This window comes from Sphingomonas sp. BK069 (genome assembly GCF_014193405.1).
Lineage (GTDB): Bacteria > Pseudomonadota > Alphaproteobacteria > Sphingomonadales > Sphingomonadaceae > Sphingomonas.
Window position 1 is genome coordinate 1647954 of record NZ_JACHZH010000001.1, and the last position, 16201, is coordinate 1664154.

Sequence of the window (16201 nt, forward strand, 5' to 3'; positions counted from 1 at the left end):
GGCATGGGCGTTGGGTCGAACGTGTCGGCGAGCGGCGGCAGCGCGGCGGGGAGCGGAGTCGCCGCGCCCGAGCTGACCGCGCGCTACGAGAAGTTCGACTATAAAGATCTGGCGACCGGTGGCCGCGGCCGGGCCGCGACGCCGGGCGCCAATTGGTCCCTCAACAGATTTGCCCCATCCAGGTCAACGCGATCCACTGGACACCGACACCCGCGCCGGCGCGGTCACCCGCGCCGACGACCGCGAGACCGTCAGCGTGCTCGCCAGCGTCACCTTCTGTTCGCCTCCGCACACAGGATTTCCCGCGATGAACCTCGCCCTGCTCGGCTTCCTGATGGTGGCCACGTTCATGACGCTGATCATGACCAAACGAATGACCCCGCTGGTCGCGCTGATCGTCGTTCCCACCACCTTCGCGCTGCTCGCCGGGTTCGCCGCGGGACTGGGGGAGATGATGATCGACGGCATCAAGAATCTCGCCCCCACCGGCGTGATGCTGCTGTTCGCGATCCTGTTCTTCTCGACCATGACCGACACCGGCCTGTTCGATCCGTTGGTCAACCAGCTGCTGCGGCTGGTGCACGGCGATCCGCTCAAGATCCTGGTCGGCACGGTCGCCCTGTGCGCGATGGTGAGCCTCGATGGCGACGGCTCGACCACCTACATCATCACGATCGCCGCGCTGCTGCCGCTGTACAAGCGCTACGACATGAACCGGCTGTACCTGTGCTGCCTGCTGATGACGACCAGCGGCATCATGAACCTGACGCCCTGGGGCGGTCCGACCGCGCGCGCGGCGAGCGCGCTCAAACTCGACCCCGCGACGCTGTTCGTGCCGCTGATCCCGGGGATGATCGCGGGGCTGGCCGGGCTGGTCGCGCTGGCGATCTATTTCGGCCGCAAGGAGCGCCGCCGCATCGGGCAGCTCCACGCCGAGGCGCCGACCAGCTTCACCGGCATGGCGGTGTCGCAGTTCCCGGAGGCGCGCCGGCCACGGCTGCGCTGGTTCAACGCCGCGCTGACGGTGACGCTGCTCGCCGGGCTCGTCTCGGGCGTGCTGCCGCTGTCGGTGCTGATGATGCTGGCCTTCGCGGCGGCGATGATCGTCAACTACCCGCAGGTGGCCGAGCAGAAGGAGCGCATCGCCGCGCACGCGGGCAACGTGCTGTCGGTCGTGTCACTGATCTTCGCCGCCGGCATCTTCACCGGTATCCTCTCGGGCACCCGGATGGTCGAGGCGATGAGCAAGGAGGTGGTCGGCGTGATCCCGCCCGGGCTGGGGCCCTATATGGCGCCGATCACCGCGGCGCTCAGCCTGCCCTTCACCTTCTTCATCTCGAACGACGCGTTCTACTTCGGCATGCTGCCGATCCTCGCCGAGGCCGGCGCGCATTACGGCGTCGCGCCGATGGCCATCGCGCGCGCCTCGCTGATGGGCCAGCCGGTTCACCTGCTCAGCCCGCTGGTGCCCTCGACCTATCTGCTGGTGAGCCTCGCGGGGGTGGAACTGGCCGACCACCAACGCTTCACGCTGGTCCCCGCCGCCGCGGTCTGCACGCTGATGACGATCGTCGGCATGCTGGCGCTGGCCTTCCCGCTGGTCGGCTGACGCCTGCCCTCCGTCGGTCCGCGTGGGAGGGGCGATCGATACCGCCGATCCAATCACGCTCCTCCTGCCGCCGGCAGTGGTTTCCGACGGCCAGCTCGGGGCCTCAGGTGATCGATCTCGCGCGACCCGGCGCACTCGGCGCCGGCATCTCGCGCCGATGGAGCGCGGCGAGGTCACGATGTTGCTGATCGAGTGGCCGTGGCGCTAGGCGCGCTCGCCGTCCGCGCGCACGAGATACCAGACGCCGTCTACCAGACGCACGCTCGTCGGAGCCTGAGTCGCGGCGCGGAGCCGCGGGAGCTGCGTGCGCGGCATGATCTCCACCTCTATCTCGAAGCGCTTGATCAGCCGGTACAAAGTGGTCCGCCCGACGCGCAGCTGACGCGCGGCGTGCGAGAGATTGCAGCGATTGTCGCGCAGCGCGGCCTCTACCGCCGAGCGTTGCGCGAACGCCATCGTGCCCTCGATCTGGCATTCCTTCATCGTCACGATGTTCCTTGCTGGGTTCGTCGCGCGCGGCTGCTCACCGCATCGCGCTCGCGCCAGGGCACCGAATGATCACTCCAGCAGCGCGTTGCCGGGCCGCCGAACGTCGTGGCCTCCGTTGCGGTACAGGATGTCGACGATCGCCTCGACTTGGACCGTCGCGCCATTACCGACCCAGAGCAGCACGCCGCCGCGCGCCAGGAAACGATCGTAGTAGGCGGCCTCCTCTGCGGCGACGCCATGCGGCGCCAGCAGCTCCGCGAGCGTCGTCGCCAGCGCGCCCGTCGCGGCGCCGAACGCCATCGCGCCCGGTACCGCCGAGGCGGCGACCGCGCCGGCCGCCACCAGGGGGCCGACACCGGGGATCGCGAGCGTCGCCACACCGACACCCGCGCCGAGGGCGCCACCTCCGAGGATCGCGCGCAGCACCCCGGCGCTGTCCTCAGCGGCGCTTGCGCCCGAGCGACCGGTGTTTTCCGCCACCACACGCCGCATCATCACGGACAGATCGCGGTCGCCAACGCCGACGCCACGCAGGTCGGACACGGCGTGATGCGCGTCCGCCTGCGTGTCGAAGATGGCCGAGGCGATGCGCGGCATCGTCCCCGCCGCCCGCCTCAGCGCACCGAGCCGCGGCGAAAGAGGTTGACGATGCCGAGCAGCACGATCGCACCGAGCAGCGAGACCAGCACCGACTGGATGCTGAGCACGCCGCTGGTGATCGGCGCGCCGCCGATCAGCGGGGTGACGATGAAGCCGGCGAGCACCGCGCCGACGATGCCGACCACGACGTTGAGGAAGATGCCCTGCTGTCCGTCGGTCCGCATGATCACGCTGGCCAGCCAGCCGATCACGCCGCCGACGACGAGAAGTATGATGAGGCCCATGACGATCACTCCGTTAGTGGGTTGGTGCCGCATCAACGGGAGGCGCCGACGACAAGTTCAGCAAGCGTCGCGCCTGCCGGCCGGCACCCTAGTGCGGGTGCACTAGTGCGGCTGGTGTTGCGCTGGGAACGGTACGGGGGTGGCACGGTTGATGGCGGATGCCGAGCGCCGCTCCTCTCTCCGCCTCGCCGACGCTCCGCCACCTCGAGCAGCTGATCGCTCAGCTGCTCGATGGCGTGATCCTGCTGGACCCCAGCGGGACGCTGCTCACCGCGAACGCCGCCGCGCTGGCGATGCACGGGGTGACCGAGCTGGGAGAGCTCGGCGCCACCGCCGAGGATTATGCGCGGCGTTTCATCATGTGGGACACCGAGCATCGGCAGCTCAAACATCGCGAATACCCGCTCTTTCGCGTGCTGGCGGGCGAGTCGATGCCCGACCTGATCGTCGAGGTCGCGCCGGCGGGATGCGACGAGGCGCGCTGGGTCCATCAGGTGCGCGACGTCGTCATGGACGTTGATGGCGGGGAACCCGACTATCTCGCGATCGTGCTGTGCGACGTGTCCAAGCGCTTCGATGCCGAGGCGCGCTTCCGCGCCATGTTCAGCGCCAATCCCGCGCCGGCGCTGATCGTGCGACAGCGCGACCTGAGGGTCGCCAACGTCAACCCCGGCTTCCTCGCGCTGACCGGCTTTACCCGCGAGCAACTGGTCGACCGCTCGCTGTTCGGTCTCGGACTGCTCGGCGGCCTGCCGAGCCGCGCCGAGGTGCGCGGCATGATCGACGCGGGCCAGGTGATCCCGCAGACCGAAGCGGAGCTGCTCTGCGCCGACGGCAGCCGCCGCCTCGTTATCTTCGCGGGCCAGCCGATCGACGTGACCGACGAGGACGTGTTGCTGCTCACCTTCGCCGACCTGCAGCCGCGCCGCGAGGCCGAGCGATCGTTGGCGATGAGCGAGCGGAACCTCGAGGCGGTCTTCGACATGGCACCGGTCGCGATGGTGATCGCCGACGAGGCGCACCGCGTGCTTCGCAGCAACGCCGCCTTTCACGCGCTGTCGGGCATCGCGGTCGAGCCCGAGGCCGGCGTGCCGGTCGCTGCGCTCGGCTGGTGGCAGGACGACGAGGCGCGCGCGGCGATGGAGCGCGAAGTCGGAGAGCACGGTGCTGTGCATGCCGGGGACGCCGGCTTTGTCGCCCGCGACGGCAGCGAGCTGCGGTGCAGCGTCGCGGCGGAGCGGATCAACGGCGGCGGCACGACGCGCGTGATCTGGGTGTATCAGGACGTCACCGAGCGCCGCCGCAGCGAGGCGGAGCTCGCCGGCGCGATCGACGAGGTGCTCAAGGACACGCGCTGGCTCAGCCGCTCGATCCTCGACAAGCTCGCCACGCTGCGCCGACCGACCGCGCAGCTGGCGCCCGCCGACCTGACCGCGCGCGAGCGCCAGGTGCTCGACCTGATCTGCGACGATCTGGATGACGCCGCCATCGCCGAGCGGCTGGCGATCACGCGCAACACGGTGCGCAATCATGTCGCCCGGATCTACGAGAAGACCGGCGCCACCCGCCGCAGCGGCGCGGTCGTCTGGGGCCGCGAGCGCGGCATGGGAACGTATCGGGCATGAGAGAGGGTTCGTTGAGCACGATCTGGGACGAGCATGCGGTGGCGTCGGTCATGGGCAGCGACGGCTTCAGGGTCATCGTCGACGAGGGGCGGCTCGACCGCATCGTCGATCGCATCGTGGAGACCCGCCTCAATCCCCGCAACATCCGCATATCGCTGCCCAATCGCCCATGCCGCCCGTGCAGTTTCGTCGAGGGCGAGCTGGCAGAGCTGGTCAGGCGGCGGCGTGTCATGCTGGCGAAGCGCGCGCGTGCCGGGTGAAGCCACCGCGGTCGGGCGCAACGAACCCTCATCAGTCCCGTTTGAGGTCGGTCTTAGCGGAGCGCGATCATGACGGAGAGTCAGGGCAAGGGCAGCGCCACGGCGCAGAAGGCCAACGCCAAGGCGGCGAAGGACGGCGAGAAGAACCCGCGCAAATCGTCCGCCGCGCAGGCGGAGTTGGGCAAGAAGGGCGGCAAGGCGAAGAAGTCCTAGTCTTGCGCCGCGACGCGTAGAACGCGACGGGCGCGGTCATGGCCGGGTCGGCGAAACGTCCTGCGCGGCAACGCGTTGCGGTCACATGATGGCGACCAACCTGCTCATCGCCTTGTCGCTGGCAGCAGCGGCCCCCTCCAGCATCGCGGCGATGAGGTGGGAGAAGCGCGTGCTGCTCGTCGCCGCGCCCGGCGGGCAGGATGCATCGCTTCAGCAGCAGCGACGGATCATCTCGCAGTGGAGAGACGCGGCGGCGGAGCGCGATCTGGCCGTGGTCGAGATCGCGGGCGACCAGGTGACAGGCGCAAGTGAGTCAGCGTCAACCTTGCGAAAGCGCTTTCGCCTTCCGGCAAACGGCTTCTCGGCCCTCCTGATCGGCAAGGACGGTGGCACCAAGCTTCGCCAGACACATCCGATCCCCGCGGCGGTCCTCGAGGAGACGATCGACGCGATGCCCATGCGTCGCCAAGAACGTCGATGATCCCCGTCGGGCCGGCACCGAACGGCATGGAATGCTCGCTTCGTGAACACCCCGCGCCGACGCGGACTCAATACCACCGCCAGTCCGCCGCCGCGGCACGGCATCCCCCGCCTGCCCCGCCCCGATAGGCGCGGCCTCGCACCACGCGCCCGGTGTGGGCGCCGGTCGGTCGACCATCGCGCAGCGCGAACCGACCGTTGACCAGGACGGTGCTGACACCCGTCGCCAATCGCGCCGGCTGCTCATAGGTAGCGTGATCGGCGATCGTCGCGGGGTCGAACACCACGACGTCGGCGAACTGCCCGGCACGCAGCCGGCCACGGTCGGCGATCGCGAGATGGTCGGCGGGCAGGCTGGTCAGCCGCCGCACCGCCTCGGCCAGCGTCAGGTCATGCGTGTCACGGACGTAATGGCCGAGCAGCCGTGCGAAATTGCCGTAGGCACGCGGATGATCCTTGGTGCGCAGAAACACGCCCTCGGGCGCTGGCGCGGCCTCGTCCGAGCCGAAGCTCATCCACGGCTGGCGGATCGCCTTGCGGACATTGTCCTCGCTCATCAGGAAATAGGCGATGCCGACGCGCGAGCCGTCCTCCACCACGAGGTCCATCGCGGTCTCCTCGGGCGAGCGGCCACGCTCGCGCGCCACCGCGGCCAGCGTCTTCCCCGCGAGCGGCTTCAGCTTCGGGTTCTTGAAACCGAGCAGCAGCGTGCCCTCCGCCCCCGCGCCGGCGAGCAGATTCTCCCAGTCCTTCGGGTGCGGGTCGCGCATCGCGGCGGCGACCTTCGCCCGCGTCCCCGGATCCTTCAGCCGCGCGATCCACGCGTCGAGGCCGCCCGCCTGCACCCAGGGCGGCATCGCGGCGTCGAGCCCGGTCGCGCCGGCGGTATAGGTGTACATGTTGGCGGAGACGCGCACGCCGCGGGCGCGCGCCACCTCGATCGCGGCGATGACGCGGTCGATCTTGCCCCAATTGTCGCGCCCGGCCTGTTTAAAATGGTAGATCTCGGCGGGCGCGCCCGAGGCCTCGGCGATCGCGATCGTCTCCGCGACGCCTTCCTCCAGCCGATCACCCTCGCTGCGCATATGCACGGTGTAGATGCCGCCGCACGCCGCCGACACCTTTGCCAGCGCGATCAGCTCGGGCGTCTGGGCGAAGGTGGCGGGCGTGTAGATCAGCATGTCGGTCAGCCCGAGCGCGCCCTGCTCCATCGCCGCGCGCACCAGCCCGCGCATCCGCTCGAGCTGCGCCGCGGTCGGCTGGACGTCGTCGGCCCCCAGCACCGCCTCGCGCACCGTGCCCGCGCCGACGAACGACGCGACGTTGGGCGCGATCGCGCGCCGCGACAGCACGTCGAGATAGCCGCCGAGCGTCGTCCAGGTCACGGGGTAGCGGACGTCGCCCTGTTCCTTGATCATGTCGCGCTGCATCGTCGCGCTGAGCGGTCCCATCGAGAACTCGCCCATCACCTCCAGCGTGACGCCCTGCGCCAGATCGGACAGCGCGCGGCCGTCGACGAGCAGGCTCTCCTCGGGGTGCGCGAGCATGTTGACAAAGCCGGGTGACACCGCCTTGCCGCGCGCGTCCAGCTCCGTTGCGCCGCGCGCCGCGACGTGCGCCGCGACGAGCGCGATCCGGTCCCCCGCGACGGCAACATCGCCGACGAAGGGGGCGCCGCCCGAGCCATCGTAGATCGTCCCGCCGCGGATCACGACGTCGTAGCGCGGCGGCGACGCCGCTCCCGCCAGCGGCAGCGGCGCGAGCAACAAGGCAGCGAGCGTAATCAGGCGCTTCATGGCGGCTCCTCGGGGCAAGCGGGTCAGATTGGCAGCTCGGACGTGGACTTGATCTCGGACAAAGCGACGGTGGAGGTGATCTCCTGCACGCCCGGCAGCCGACTCAGCTTGTCGAAGAAGAAGCGCTCGTAGGCGTCGATGTCGCGCGCGACGATACGCAGCATGAAGTCGGTCGTGCCCATCAGCACGTAAGCGTCGAGCACCTCGGGGAAGCCGCGGATCGCCGCGGCGAACTCGTCGAGGTTGGCGCGGCCGTGCGCGTTGAGCCGCACCTGCGCGAAGATATGCGCGCTGAGCCCGACCTTGCGACGGTCCACCAGCGCGACCCGGCCGCGGATCACGCCTTCGCGTTCCAGCCGGTCAATGCGGCGCCAGCACGGCGAGGCGGACAGGCCGACCTTGGCGGCGAGCTCGGCGACGGTCTGCTGCCCGTCGCGCTGCAACTCGCGCAAGATGCGCCGCTCATAATCATCAAGTTGGGTCATTTGTGCCGCGATCCGGACGGTGGCGGGATGAACATGCCCCAGCGTAACGGCAACGGCGCGGATGAGGAGACCTTTTCCGGCGCGCCGCTGCCATGCTGTGCGCCAACGATCCGACCGAGGCATTCCCGCATGACCGTCCGCTTCCTCGTCGCCGGCGAGGCTTCGCCCGACCTGCCGCTGCGCGTGCTCAACCTGCTCGCGCTCCGCTCGATCGCGTTCGACGCGGCGTCGGTCGAGCGCGACGGCGACACGTATCGCATCGGCGTCGCGGTGAGCGGGCTGGAGGACGGCGTCGCCGAGCTGCTCCTCGCCAAGATGCGCGCGCTGGTGCTGGTGGAGAGTGCCACGCTCAGTAGTTGAGGCTCCAGCCGATCAGGTGCGCCATCGTGGCGACCCACAGCAGCCCAAGGAACGCCAGCGCGACCAGCACGGCGCGCAGCCGCACGCCCCAGCCGAACGGTCCGCGGAACGCCTCCACCAGGTTCCACAGTCCGATCAGCGCCGCCGCGATCGGGATCAAGGCGGCCACCTGGAGCAGCCGGATCGTGCCGTCGAGGGTGGCATTGTAGGCGTCGACCTGCTGGCTCAGGATCGGCGCGACGACGGTGTACCAGCCCGCGACATAGGCGAGGTCGGCCACGGCGGCGACGCGCACCAGCAGCCGCGCGCGCGCAGCGCGCCCGGTCGCCACCCGCGGCGCGGCGTAGCGGCGCCGGATCCACCAGCCCGCCGGCCAGGCGACCACCGTGAGCAGCAGCACCAGCAGCGACAGGCCCGCGACCGTTTGGAACATCGTCGAGTTCCGCGCCGCCGGCACCGCCTGGAGTACGCCTACCGGGTTCTGGCTGTCGACGATGGTGCGCCGCCCACGCAGCTCGGTCACGCGCAGCAGCCGCGTGCCGTCGACCGCGCGCCACAGCCCCGGCGCGATCTCGCGGAACCGCTTTCCCTCGATCGAGGAGACGCTGATCGTGCCGTCGTCGTTGGCGCTGACCACGTCCTGCTGGAGCAGGTAGAACAGGCTGATGAAGCCGGTCTCGACTCGCCGCGAGCTCTCGTAGTGCCCCGCCAGCGCGCGCGCGTCCGCCGCGGCGCTCGCGATCGCGAGCGGCAGCGGCGCGGGGCGTGCGGGGAAGTAGCGGTCCATGAACAGGTCGAACAGCCGCTCGCGCACGCCGTACACCGCGTCGCGCTCGCCGCGGCTGCTGAAGCTCATGAACAAGCCGACATTCTTCTCGGGCAGCAGCGCGAGGTCGGTATGGAAGACGATCGTGTCCCCGCCGTGGCCGATCACGGTCGTGCCGTTGCGCTGCATCCAGAAGAAGCCGTGCGCCATCGTGTCGAAGCCAGCGGCGGGCGGCGCCGGCGGGCGGTGCATGAACGCGACCGTCTCCGGGCGCAGGATCCGCGCGCCGCCGTAGCTGCCGCCGCCGAGATGCGCGAGCATGAAGCGCGCCATGTCGTCCGCGGTGGAGGCGACGCTGCCCGCTGGCGCGGTGCCGACCAGCTCATAGGCGTGCGGGGGCCCGTCGCTGGTGTCGTATCCCTTGGCCGCGAGCGGCACGAGCGCGGGCGGCAGCGGCTGGACGAAGGTGGTGTGCGCCATGCCCAGCGGGCCGGTGATGTGGCGCGCGACATAGGCCTCGAACGGCTCGCCCGAGACGCGCTGGACGATATAGCCGGCGAGCGCGACGCCATAGTTGGAATAGGCCGGCGCCTCGCCCGGCCTGAACAGGAACGGGCGCGTGTTCTCCTTCAGGTAGCGCTCGGTGGTCTTGAGCAGCTTGGGGTCGCTGGCGAGCAGGTCCTTGAGCCCCTCCTCGAAGCCGCCGCGGTGCTGCATCAGGTCGTTGATCGTTACCGCGCGCCCCGGCGGGGTGATGCGAAAGTCGAGGTAGCGGTTGACGTCGGCGTTGAGATCGAGCCTGCCCGCCTCCACCAGCTGCATCACCGCGGTCCAGGTCAGCAGCTTGGAGGTCGAGCCGATCCGCATCAGCGAGCGGCGCGGGTCCATCGGCGTCTTGGCGGCGACGTCGGCGTAGCCATAGCCCTTCTCGAACAGGATCGCGCCGTCCTTGACGACCGCCACCTGCGCGCCCGCGATCTTCCCGGCCTGGAGCGCGGCGGGCATATAGCCGTCGAGCCAGGCGCCGACGTCGGCTTCGGTGAGCTGGGGCGCGCTCGCGGGCGTGGCAGGCGCCGGCGGCGTCTCGGTGCCGGGGGCCGCGGGCGGCGCGACGGGCGGGCGCGCGGCCGGCGTCGCGGCGACGAGCAGCGCGGGGAGGAGCGCCAGTATAAGCGTCTTCATCGTCATCCTCTCACCTCGCCGGCTCGGGCTCGAACAGCAGGTCGGCAAAGTCGAAGCTGAAGTCGGCGATCGGCGACACCGGCCGGGCCGTGACGCGCGCCACCTTGCCTGCTGCGTCGAGCGCGAAGGTCAGATAGGCCGGCTCGATCGCGGGATCGTCGAAGCGCGCGACGAAGGTATCATACTGATAATGTTCGAGTCGCCCCGCCATGCGCGGCGTCGGCACGAAGCGCACCGAGAGCCCGGCGGCATCGCCGCCGATCTCGATCGCGCCGTACCAGCGGTCGGCGTAGCGGCCCACGTAGCGCGCCAGCGGCAGCGACGGTCCCACCTTGGCGGGCGTGGCCGCCTCGGCGCGCACCGCCGCCTCGGCCGCGGCGATCCGCTGCGCGCGATACTGCGTGAAGCGCGCCGGCCAGTCCTGCCGCTTCGCCCCGAGATAATGGTCGATCAGCTCCCACATCAGACCATGCCGCGGCGCGGCTTCCTCGCTGTTGAGCTCGATCGCGAAGCCGACGTGGCGCGCGGGGATCATCACCACCACCGAGGTCATGCCGAACAGCCCGCCGGCGTGCCACACGATCCGCTCGCCGCGATAGTCGCGCACCTCCCAGCCGAGCGCATAGCCGTCGAAGGTCGGCGTGGTCCCCGCGACCGGCTCGGGCAGCGGGGTAATCGGGATCGGCGTCACCGGCGCCCACATCTCGCGCCCCGCCGCGGCGGAGAAGACGCGCGTGCCATCCGCCGCGGCCCCGCCGCCTAGCTGCACCTGGAGCCAGCGCGCCATGTCGGTGGCGCTCGCCGCGATCAGCCCGGCGGGGGCGGCAGCCTGGGGCAGCTGGTCGTGCTCGTCGAGCCCGCGCATCGTGCCGGTGCCGCGCACCGTGCCGCCGAAGCGCGCGTGCGGCAGCGCGCGGTTGGGCAGCGCCCAGAAGGTCGCCAGCTCCCCGGTCGCGCCCGCCATGCCGGCGGGGGCGAGCACGTGCGCGCGGACATAATCCTCCCACGTCTGCCCGCTCACCGCTTCGATCAGCTGCCCGGCGACGGTGTAGAGGACGTTGTCATAGGCATAGCCGCTGCGGAAGCTGGTCGCGGGCGCGATATAGCGCAGCCGCCGCACGATCTCGGCGCGCGAATAGCTGCCGCGCGGCACGTACAGCAGGTCGCCCGCACCGAGACCGAGCCCGCTGCGGTGCACCAGCAGGTCGCGCACCGTCATCTCGCGCGTGACCCAGGCATCGTACATCTGGAAGCTGGGGAGATGGTCGACCACCCGGTCGTCCCAGCCGAGCTTGCCCGCATCGACCAGGGTCGCGATCGCGGCGACGGTCATCGCCTTGGCGGTGGAGCCAATCAGGAAGGTGGTGTTCGCGTCGACCCGCTCGGGCGCACCCTGCCGCCGCACGCCATAGCCCCTGGCGAGCGTGACCGTGCCGTCCTCGACGATCGCCACCGCCATGCCCGGCGTGCCCGAGCCGCGCATCACCTGTTCGACGCGCGCGTCGAAGCCTTTCGGCGGCGCGGCGGACGCGGGCGCGGCGACCAGCGCGGCGAGCAGCACGGGTGCGGCGTATCTCATGCGGTCGGCTCCGGCTGGGCCGATCCGCCGCGCCCCACGATGGTGAGCAGCAGCAGCGGCACGACGTAGATCAGGATCAGCAGCGCGGCGAGCAACCGGTAGCCGCCCGCGATCAGTCCGACCAAGCCGACACGCTCGGCGAGCAGCATGCACGGCGCGAGCAGCGCCAGTGCGAGCAGCGCGCGCGCCGGCGGCGACAGCGCCGCGCGGCCACGCGCACGCGCGACGCGCTCGTTCACCGCATGAACGGCGCCGGTGCCGCTCTCCAGCAGCGCGGCGAAGATCATCAGCTGGAAGCCGAGGTGAAACAGCGGGTGGCCGAGCCGCGTCAGGATATAGTCGGACGGCAGCACCGCCCCCGTGATCTCAGGGAGGAAGGCCGCCATGGTGACGAAGAACAGCAGCGCGGGCAGCATCGCGAGTGGCGCCGCCAGCGCACCCGCGATCACCGCGTCGCGGCCCGAGCGGAAGTGGCGCGTCACCGGCAGCACGATCACCGCGCCGACGATATTGTAGCCCGCATAGGTCAGCCCGCCGAGCGCCCAGCCCGGTGCGGGCGGCCCCGCCGCGGCGAAGGCGTCAGCGATCCGCCCGCCCACGCCCGTCAGCGCGAGCAGCAGGAACAACGCGTAGGTGGCGTAGAGCAGCACCGAGACCCAGAGGAAGACGCGTTCGACGCCCGCGTTGCCCCAGGCGACGCAGGCGGTGATGCCCGCGAGCAGCGCCAGCGTCCCCGCCAGCGCAGGCAGCCCCAGCGTCGCCGCGCCGATCTCCCCCGCCGCGGCGCCGAACACCGCGAGCACGACCACGACGAACAGCGCGTAGGCGCCCTCGAACAAGACCCAATAGCGCCCCAGCAGCGCTTGGAAAAAGGTGCGATAGTCGCGCGCGCCGACCGCGTGCGCGAGCCGGAAGGTAGCGGCGGCGACGACACCCCAGATCAGCGTCGCCAGCGCCATCGCCAGCACCCCGCCCCAGGCGCCCGCAGGCAGGAAGAACTCGGCGAGCTCGCGCCCGGTGGCATAGCCGCCCCCGATCACCACCGCCTTGAACGCGAGCCCGGGCAGCACGAACCGCCGGAAGCGGTCGGCCGCGGCGGGGCTCAGGCCGCGCACGCGTCGAGCAGCCGCTCGAAGGCGTCGCCGCCGCGGATCGGGTCGGCCGTCGGTAGGCCGAGCCGCTCGGCCGTGTGCGCGATCTCCGCCGCCGCCTCGGCCTCGGTCATGCCCGCGGTATTGAGGCTGACGCCGGCACAGCGGATCGCGGGGTTGGTCAGCCGCCCGACCGCGACCGTCTGCTCGATCACCGCCTCGATCGACGGCACATGGTAGCCCGGCGTGCCGAGGATCTGCGCGCGCGTCGGCTGGTGGCAGACGACGAAGAGATCGGGCTGACTGCCGTGGAGCAGCGCCAGCGACACCGCGGCGTAGGAGGGGTGGAACAGCGAGCCCTGCCCCTCGATCACGTCGAGATGGGTCGGCGGCGCCTCGGGGCTGAGCAGCTCGGCGGCGCCGGCGGCGAAGTCGGCAACGACCGCGTCGATCGCGATCCCCTCGCCCGCGATCATGATGCCGGTCTGCCCGCTGGCACGGAAGGTCGCGTCCTGCCCGCGCGCCTGGAGCCCGCGCGCGATCGCCAGCGCGGTATATTTCTTGCCGAGCGCGCAGTCGGTGCCGACCGTCAGCAGCCGTCGCCCGGCGCGCTTGGCGCCGGTCGCGATCGGCAGCGCGGCGGGCGGCTCGCGCACGTCGACCAGCCGCGTGCCCGCGCGCGCCGCCGCCTCGCGCAGCGCGGGGAGGTCGCCGAGCCGGGTGTGGAGCCCGGCGACCAGGTCGAGCCCCGCCTCCACCGCGGCGAGCAGCTCGGGCATCCACGCCGCCGGGATCACGCCGCCCTGGTTGGCGACGCCGATCACCATCGAGCGCGCCCCCGCCACCGCGGCGGCCGCGGGGATCATCCGCGGCAAACCGGTGGAGACGGTCGCGGCGGGCAGCGCATGCTCGGCGAGGCATTTGTCCGCCGCCCAGTCGCGCAGCCCGAGCGCGGTCTTGGCAAAGCCCGGCTCGGTCGCGTCGCCGAGGAACAGCAGGTAGGGCGCCGCCAGTGCATGCACCGCGCGTGGGGGAGAGGCGGGAGCGTCGCGCACGATCAGAACCCGACGCCCAGCGTCGCGCCGATCGTGCGCGGCTGGATCGGGCTCACCTCGATCGCGCCGTTGGGGCGGGTCGGATAGGTCCCGGCCGAGATCAGCCCGCGCGAGTCACCGATGTTGCGCGCGTAGACCGACAGGTCGAACCGCCCCAGCGACACGCCGGCGCGCAGGCTGGCGGTGGTATAGCCGTCGAAGGTGATTCGGCGACCGAACAGGTCGCGATAGGCCGCGTCGAAATTCCCGAGCCGGTCGCTCACCGTCGACACATCGGCGCCGACATAGGGCCGCGCGCCGTCCCAGTCCCAGCTATATTCAGCCGAGACGTTGGCGTTCCAGGTCGGGGCGAACGGCAGCTGGTCGCCGTCGCGCCCGCCGTTCGAGGTGTCGCCGCGCAGCCGCGTGTTGTTGTAGGCGACGGTAGTGGTGACGGTGAAGCCGCGCGTCGGGCGCAGCGTCGCAGTCGCCTCGACGCCGTAGCTGCGCGCGCCCTCGCCGTTTGCGTCGGCCGAGATCGGCCCGGCGTCGGTCTGGAAGGTCGCGACGATCAGCGTCTTGTCCCAATCGAGATAATAGCCCGACAGGTCGATGCCGAAGGTCCGGTCGGCGGTCTCGGCGCGGATGCCGGCCTCGTAGCTCATCAGCGTGTCGGCGTCGGTCTGGAGCGGATAGTCGGGGCCGGCGCCAGGCGGCACCACGTTGGGGCCGCCGGGGCGATAGCCCTTGGCGACGCGTGCGTAGACCTCGCTGTGTGGCGCGAACGCGTAGCGCGGCGACACCGACCAGGTGAACACGCCCTCCTTGGAGGTCGCGCGGCTCTGCGACGGACCGCCGAACAGCGCGCCGTCGAGCGTCTGCGTGGTGCGCTGGTCGTTGTGGCTGTAGCGGCCGCCCGCGGTGAGGTCGAACGTGTCGCTGAAGTGCAGCGTCGCGCTGCCGAAGCCGGCGAACTCCTTGTAGGTCGAGTCCAGCTGCGCGAGGACCAGGCCGTTGAAGCCGGGGATCTCCGGCACCGGGGTGACCGGGCGGCCGGTCGCGGTGTCGAACGGGTAATAGCGCTGGTACAGCTGCCCCGGCTCGCGCGTGTAATAGCCTCCGACCAGCCACTCGAGCGTGGCGGAGCCGTTGGAGGCGAGCCGCAGCTCCTGGGTAAATTTTTTCTGCGTCGAACGGTTGGGATAGTAGATGCCGTAAGCGTCGGGCACGAGGCCGTAGATCGCGGAGGACGCATATTGCGCCAGGGTGATCCCGCCGAGATCGTTGTACGACACATCGCTCCGGTCGGTCGCGACCTGGCGGCTGTAGCTGGTGACCGAGGTGAAGCTGGCGAAGCCTAGGTCATAGTCGAGCGTGCCGGTGTAGAGGCGGTAGCTCACCTCGTTGCGGTCGGGGAAGAGCTGGTAGCGCACCTCGCGCCCGCCGGTGCTCGCGCCGGTGAACGGGTCGGCGGTGATCGGGCGCAGCGTCGCCGCATCGGCGTCGAAGGCGTTGCGCGAGTCGACCTCGATGTTCTGCAACACCGCGGTGAGCCGCAGCGACAACCGGTCGCTCGGCTTGAGCAGCAGCGAGGCGCGGCCGCCGTAGCTGCGCGCGCGGTTGACGTCCTCGTCGGCGATACCGATCGCGTCGATATAGCCCGCGCTGCGACGGTAGAAGCCGCTCGCGCGCAGCGCCACCGCGTCGCCGAGCGGCACGTTGACCAGCGCGTTGCCGTAATAGCCCGTGCCGCCGTCGCGCACCGTCTCGGCGCCGCCCTGCCCGCGCGCCTCCCACTTGCCCAGCTTGGGGGCGACGGTCACATATTTGACCACGCCACCCAGCGAGTTGGCGCCGTAGAGCGTGCCCTGCGGCCCGCGCAGCACTTCCAGCCGCTCGATGTCGAACGTGTCGAAGTCGCCCGCCAAGGTCGCGCCGTTGGTCTGGCCGGTGCTCGAGCCGAACGGCGTGTCGTCGAGATAGACCGCGACCGTCGGGCTGGCGCCACCGGCGTTGATGCCGCGCAGCACGACGCGGGTCTGGCCGGGATTGCCCGACTCGAACGACAGGCCGGGTACCAGCGCGGCATAGTCGGCGATGGTGCGCGCCTGGCGCTGCTCCAGCGCCTCGCCGCCCAGCACCGACATCGACTGGGGCACGTCCGACAGGAGCTGCTCGCGCTTCTGCGCGGTGACGATGATGTCGCCGACCTGCGCGGCCTCACGCTCGGGCGGCGCGGCGTCTGGTGACGCCTGCTGCGCCGCCGCTGCCCCGCCGAGGAAGAGCGCCAGCGCGCTCGCGACCGACGCGCTACGACGTATGTTCCCCATCGCTTCCCCCTCGATGTT

16 protein-coding genes are annotated in these 16201 nt (G+C 70.9%); 6 read left to right on the forward strand and 10 right to left on the reverse strand.

What is annotated here, in order from left to right; translation table 11 throughout:
• The first annotated feature begins 307 nt into the window (after positions 1-307).
• The gene (locus FHY02_RS07960) at positions 308-1609 is read left to right on the forward strand and encodes a CitMHS family transporter (protein WP_183921240.1); all 1302 of its coding nucleotides are present in this window, start codon (positions 308-310) and stop codon (positions 1607-1609) included.
• A gap of 204 nt (positions 1610-1813) precedes the next feature.
• Here the strand turns inward: FHY02_RS07960 and FHY02_RS07965 are convergent, their stop codons facing one another.
• The 3 genes from FHY02_RS07965 to FHY02_RS07975 form a co-directional block, all read right to left on the reverse strand.
• Positions 1814-2092 (reverse strand): helix-turn-helix domain-containing protein, encoded by a 279-nt coding sequence (locus FHY02_RS07965; protein ID WP_260172790.1) that lies wholly within the window; start codon positions 2090-2092, stop codon positions 1814-1816.
• A 75-nt stretch (positions 2093-2167) separates the two neighbouring features.
• Positions 2168-2695: a hypothetical protein gene (locus FHY02_RS07970; RefSeq protein WP_183921242.1), complete on the reverse strand. Its 528-nt coding sequence runs from the start codon at positions 2693-2695 to the stop codon at positions 2168-2170.
• 17 nt (positions 2696-2712) lie between these two features.
• A complete protein-coding gene (locus FHY02_RS07975; RefSeq protein WP_183921243.1) occupies positions 2713-2982 on the reverse strand; it encodes a GlsB/YeaQ/YmgE family stress response membrane protein in 270 nt (89 codons plus the stop codon).
• 158 nt (positions 2983-3140) lie between these two features.
• On the opposite strand from FHY02_RS07975, the gene FHY02_RS07980 reads away from it, so the two are divergent.
• The 4 genes from FHY02_RS07980 (at position 3141) to FHY02_RS07995 (ending at position 5561) form a co-directional block, all read left to right on the forward strand.
• Positions 3141-4607, forward strand: a complete 1467-nt coding sequence (locus FHY02_RS07980; protein WP_183921244.1) for a PAS domain S-box protein — start codon at positions 3141-3143, stop codon at positions 4605-4607.
• Between the two features lie 11 nt (positions 4608-4618).
• Complete coding sequence (locus FHY02_RS07985) at positions 4619-4867, forward strand: hypothetical protein (RefSeq protein ID WP_183921245.1); 249 nt, start codon at positions 4619-4621, stop codon at positions 4865-4867.
• Positions 4868-4936: 69 nt separating this feature from the next.
• Positions 4937-5080, forward strand: coding sequence for a hypothetical protein (locus tag FHY02_RS07990; RefSeq protein WP_183921246.1), 144 nt, complete (start codon positions 4937-4939; stop codon positions 5078-5080).
• Between the two features lie 88 nt (positions 5081-5168).
• Positions 5169-5561, forward strand: a complete 393-nt coding sequence (locus tag FHY02_RS07995; RefSeq protein WP_260158597.1) for a DUF4174 domain-containing protein — start codon at positions 5169-5171, stop codon at positions 5559-5561.
• Between the two features lie 67 nt (positions 5562-5628).
• Here the strand turns inward: FHY02_RS07995 and FHY02_RS08000 are convergent, their stop codons facing one another.
• The gene (locus FHY02_RS08000; protein WP_183921248.1) at positions 5629-7356 is read right to left on the reverse strand and encodes an amidohydrolase family protein; all 1728 of its coding nucleotides are present in this window, start codon (positions 7354-7356) and stop codon (positions 5629-5631) included.
• Between the two features lie 23 nt (positions 7357-7379).
• Positions 7380-7841: an Lrp/AsnC family transcriptional regulator gene (locus FHY02_RS08005; protein ID WP_183921249.1), complete on the reverse strand. Its 462-nt coding sequence runs from the start codon at positions 7839-7841 to the stop codon at positions 7380-7382.
• Positions 7842-7970: 129 nt separating this feature from the next.
• Between FHY02_RS08005 and FHY02_RS08010 the strand changes: the two genes are divergently transcribed.
• Positions 7971-8201 (forward strand): hypothetical protein, encoded by a 231-nt coding sequence (locus FHY02_RS08010; protein WP_183921250.1) that lies wholly within the window; start codon positions 7971-7973, stop codon positions 8199-8201.
• On the opposite strand, the gene FHY02_RS08015 is transcribed toward FHY02_RS08010, so the two are convergent.
• The 5 genes from FHY02_RS08015 to FHY02_RS08035 are packed head-to-tail and all read right to left on the reverse strand — an operon-like array spanning position 8191 to position 16183.
• A complete protein-coding gene (locus FHY02_RS08015) occupies positions 8191-10155 on the reverse strand; it encodes a serine hydrolase (RefSeq protein ID WP_183921251.1) in 1965 nt (654 codons plus the stop codon). The two genes, FHY02_RS08010 and FHY02_RS08015, sit on opposite strands and share 11 nt — an antisense overlap.
• 4 nt (positions 10156-10159) lie before the next feature.
• Entirely contained in the window at positions 10160-11728 is a 1569-nt protein-coding gene (locus FHY02_RS08020) for a serine hydrolase (protein ID WP_183921252.1), read from the reverse strand.
• Positions 11725-12843, reverse strand: coding sequence for a hypothetical protein (locus tag FHY02_RS08025; RefSeq protein WP_311721275.1), 1119 nt, complete (start codon positions 12841-12843; stop codon positions 11725-11727). Before FHY02_RS08025 ends, FHY02_RS08020 begins: the two co-directional genes overlap by 4 nt.
• Positions 12831-13880, reverse strand: a complete 1050-nt coding sequence (locus FHY02_RS08030; protein WP_221198571.1) for a DUF1611 domain-containing protein — start codon at positions 13878-13880, stop codon at positions 12831-12833. The genes FHY02_RS08025 and FHY02_RS08030 overlap by 13 nt, the downstream gene beginning before the upstream one ends.
• Entirely contained in the window at positions 13877-16183 is a 2307-nt protein-coding gene (locus tag FHY02_RS08035) for a TonB-dependent receptor (protein ID WP_183921253.1), read from the reverse strand. Before FHY02_RS08035 ends, FHY02_RS08030 begins: the two co-directional genes overlap by 4 nt.
• Positions 16184-16201: the final 18 nt, after the last annotated feature.

Coding starts and splice junctions, on each gene's coding strand:
- FHY02_RS07960 (WP_183921240.1), top strand. CDS start 308: ATGAACCTCGCCCTGCTCGGCTTCCTGATGGTGGCCACGTTCATGACG.
- FHY02_RS07965 (WP_260172790.1), bottom strand. CDS start 2,092: ATGAAGGAATGCCAGATCGAGGGCACGATGGCGTTCGCGCAACGCTCG.
- FHY02_RS07970 (WP_183921242.1), bottom strand. CDS start 2,695: ATGCCGCGCATCGCCTCGGCCATCTTCGACACGCAGGCGGACGCGCAT.
- FHY02_RS07975 (WP_183921243.1), bottom strand. CDS start 2,982: ATGGGCCTCATCATACTTCTCGTCGTCGGCGGCGTGATCGGCTGGCTG.
- FHY02_RS07980 (WP_183921244.1), top strand. CDS start 3,141: ATGCCGAGCGCCGCTCCTCTCTCCGCCTCGCCGACGCTCCGCCACCTC.
- FHY02_RS07990 (WP_183921246.1), top strand. CDS start 4,937: ATGACGGAGAGTCAGGGCAAGGGCAGCGCCACGGCGCAGAAGGCCAAC.
- FHY02_RS07995 (WP_260158597.1), top strand. CDS start 5,169: ATGGCGACCAACCTGCTCATCGCCTTGTCGCTGGCAGCAGCGGCCCCC.
- FHY02_RS08000 (WP_183921248.1), bottom strand. CDS start 7,356: ATGAAGCGCCTGATTACGCTCGCTGCCTTGTTGCTCGCGCCGCTGCCG.
- FHY02_RS08005 (WP_183921249.1), bottom strand. CDS start 7,841: ATGACCCAACTTGATGATTATGAGCGGCGCATCTTGCGCGAGTTGCAG.
- FHY02_RS08010 (WP_183921250.1), top strand. CDS start 7,971: ATGACCGTCCGCTTCCTCGTCGCCGGCGAGGCTTCGCCCGACCTGCCG.
- FHY02_RS08015 (WP_183921251.1), bottom strand. CDS start 10,155: ATGACGATGAAGACGCTTATACTGGCGCTCCTCCCCGCGCTGCTCGTC.
- FHY02_RS08020 (WP_183921252.1), bottom strand. CDS start 11,728: ATGAGATACGCCGCACCCGTGCTGCTCGCCGCGCTGGTCGCCGCGCCC.
- FHY02_RS08035 (WP_183921253.1), bottom strand. CDS start 16,183: ATGGGGAACATACGTCGTAGCGCGTCGGTCGCGAGCGCGCTGGCGCTC.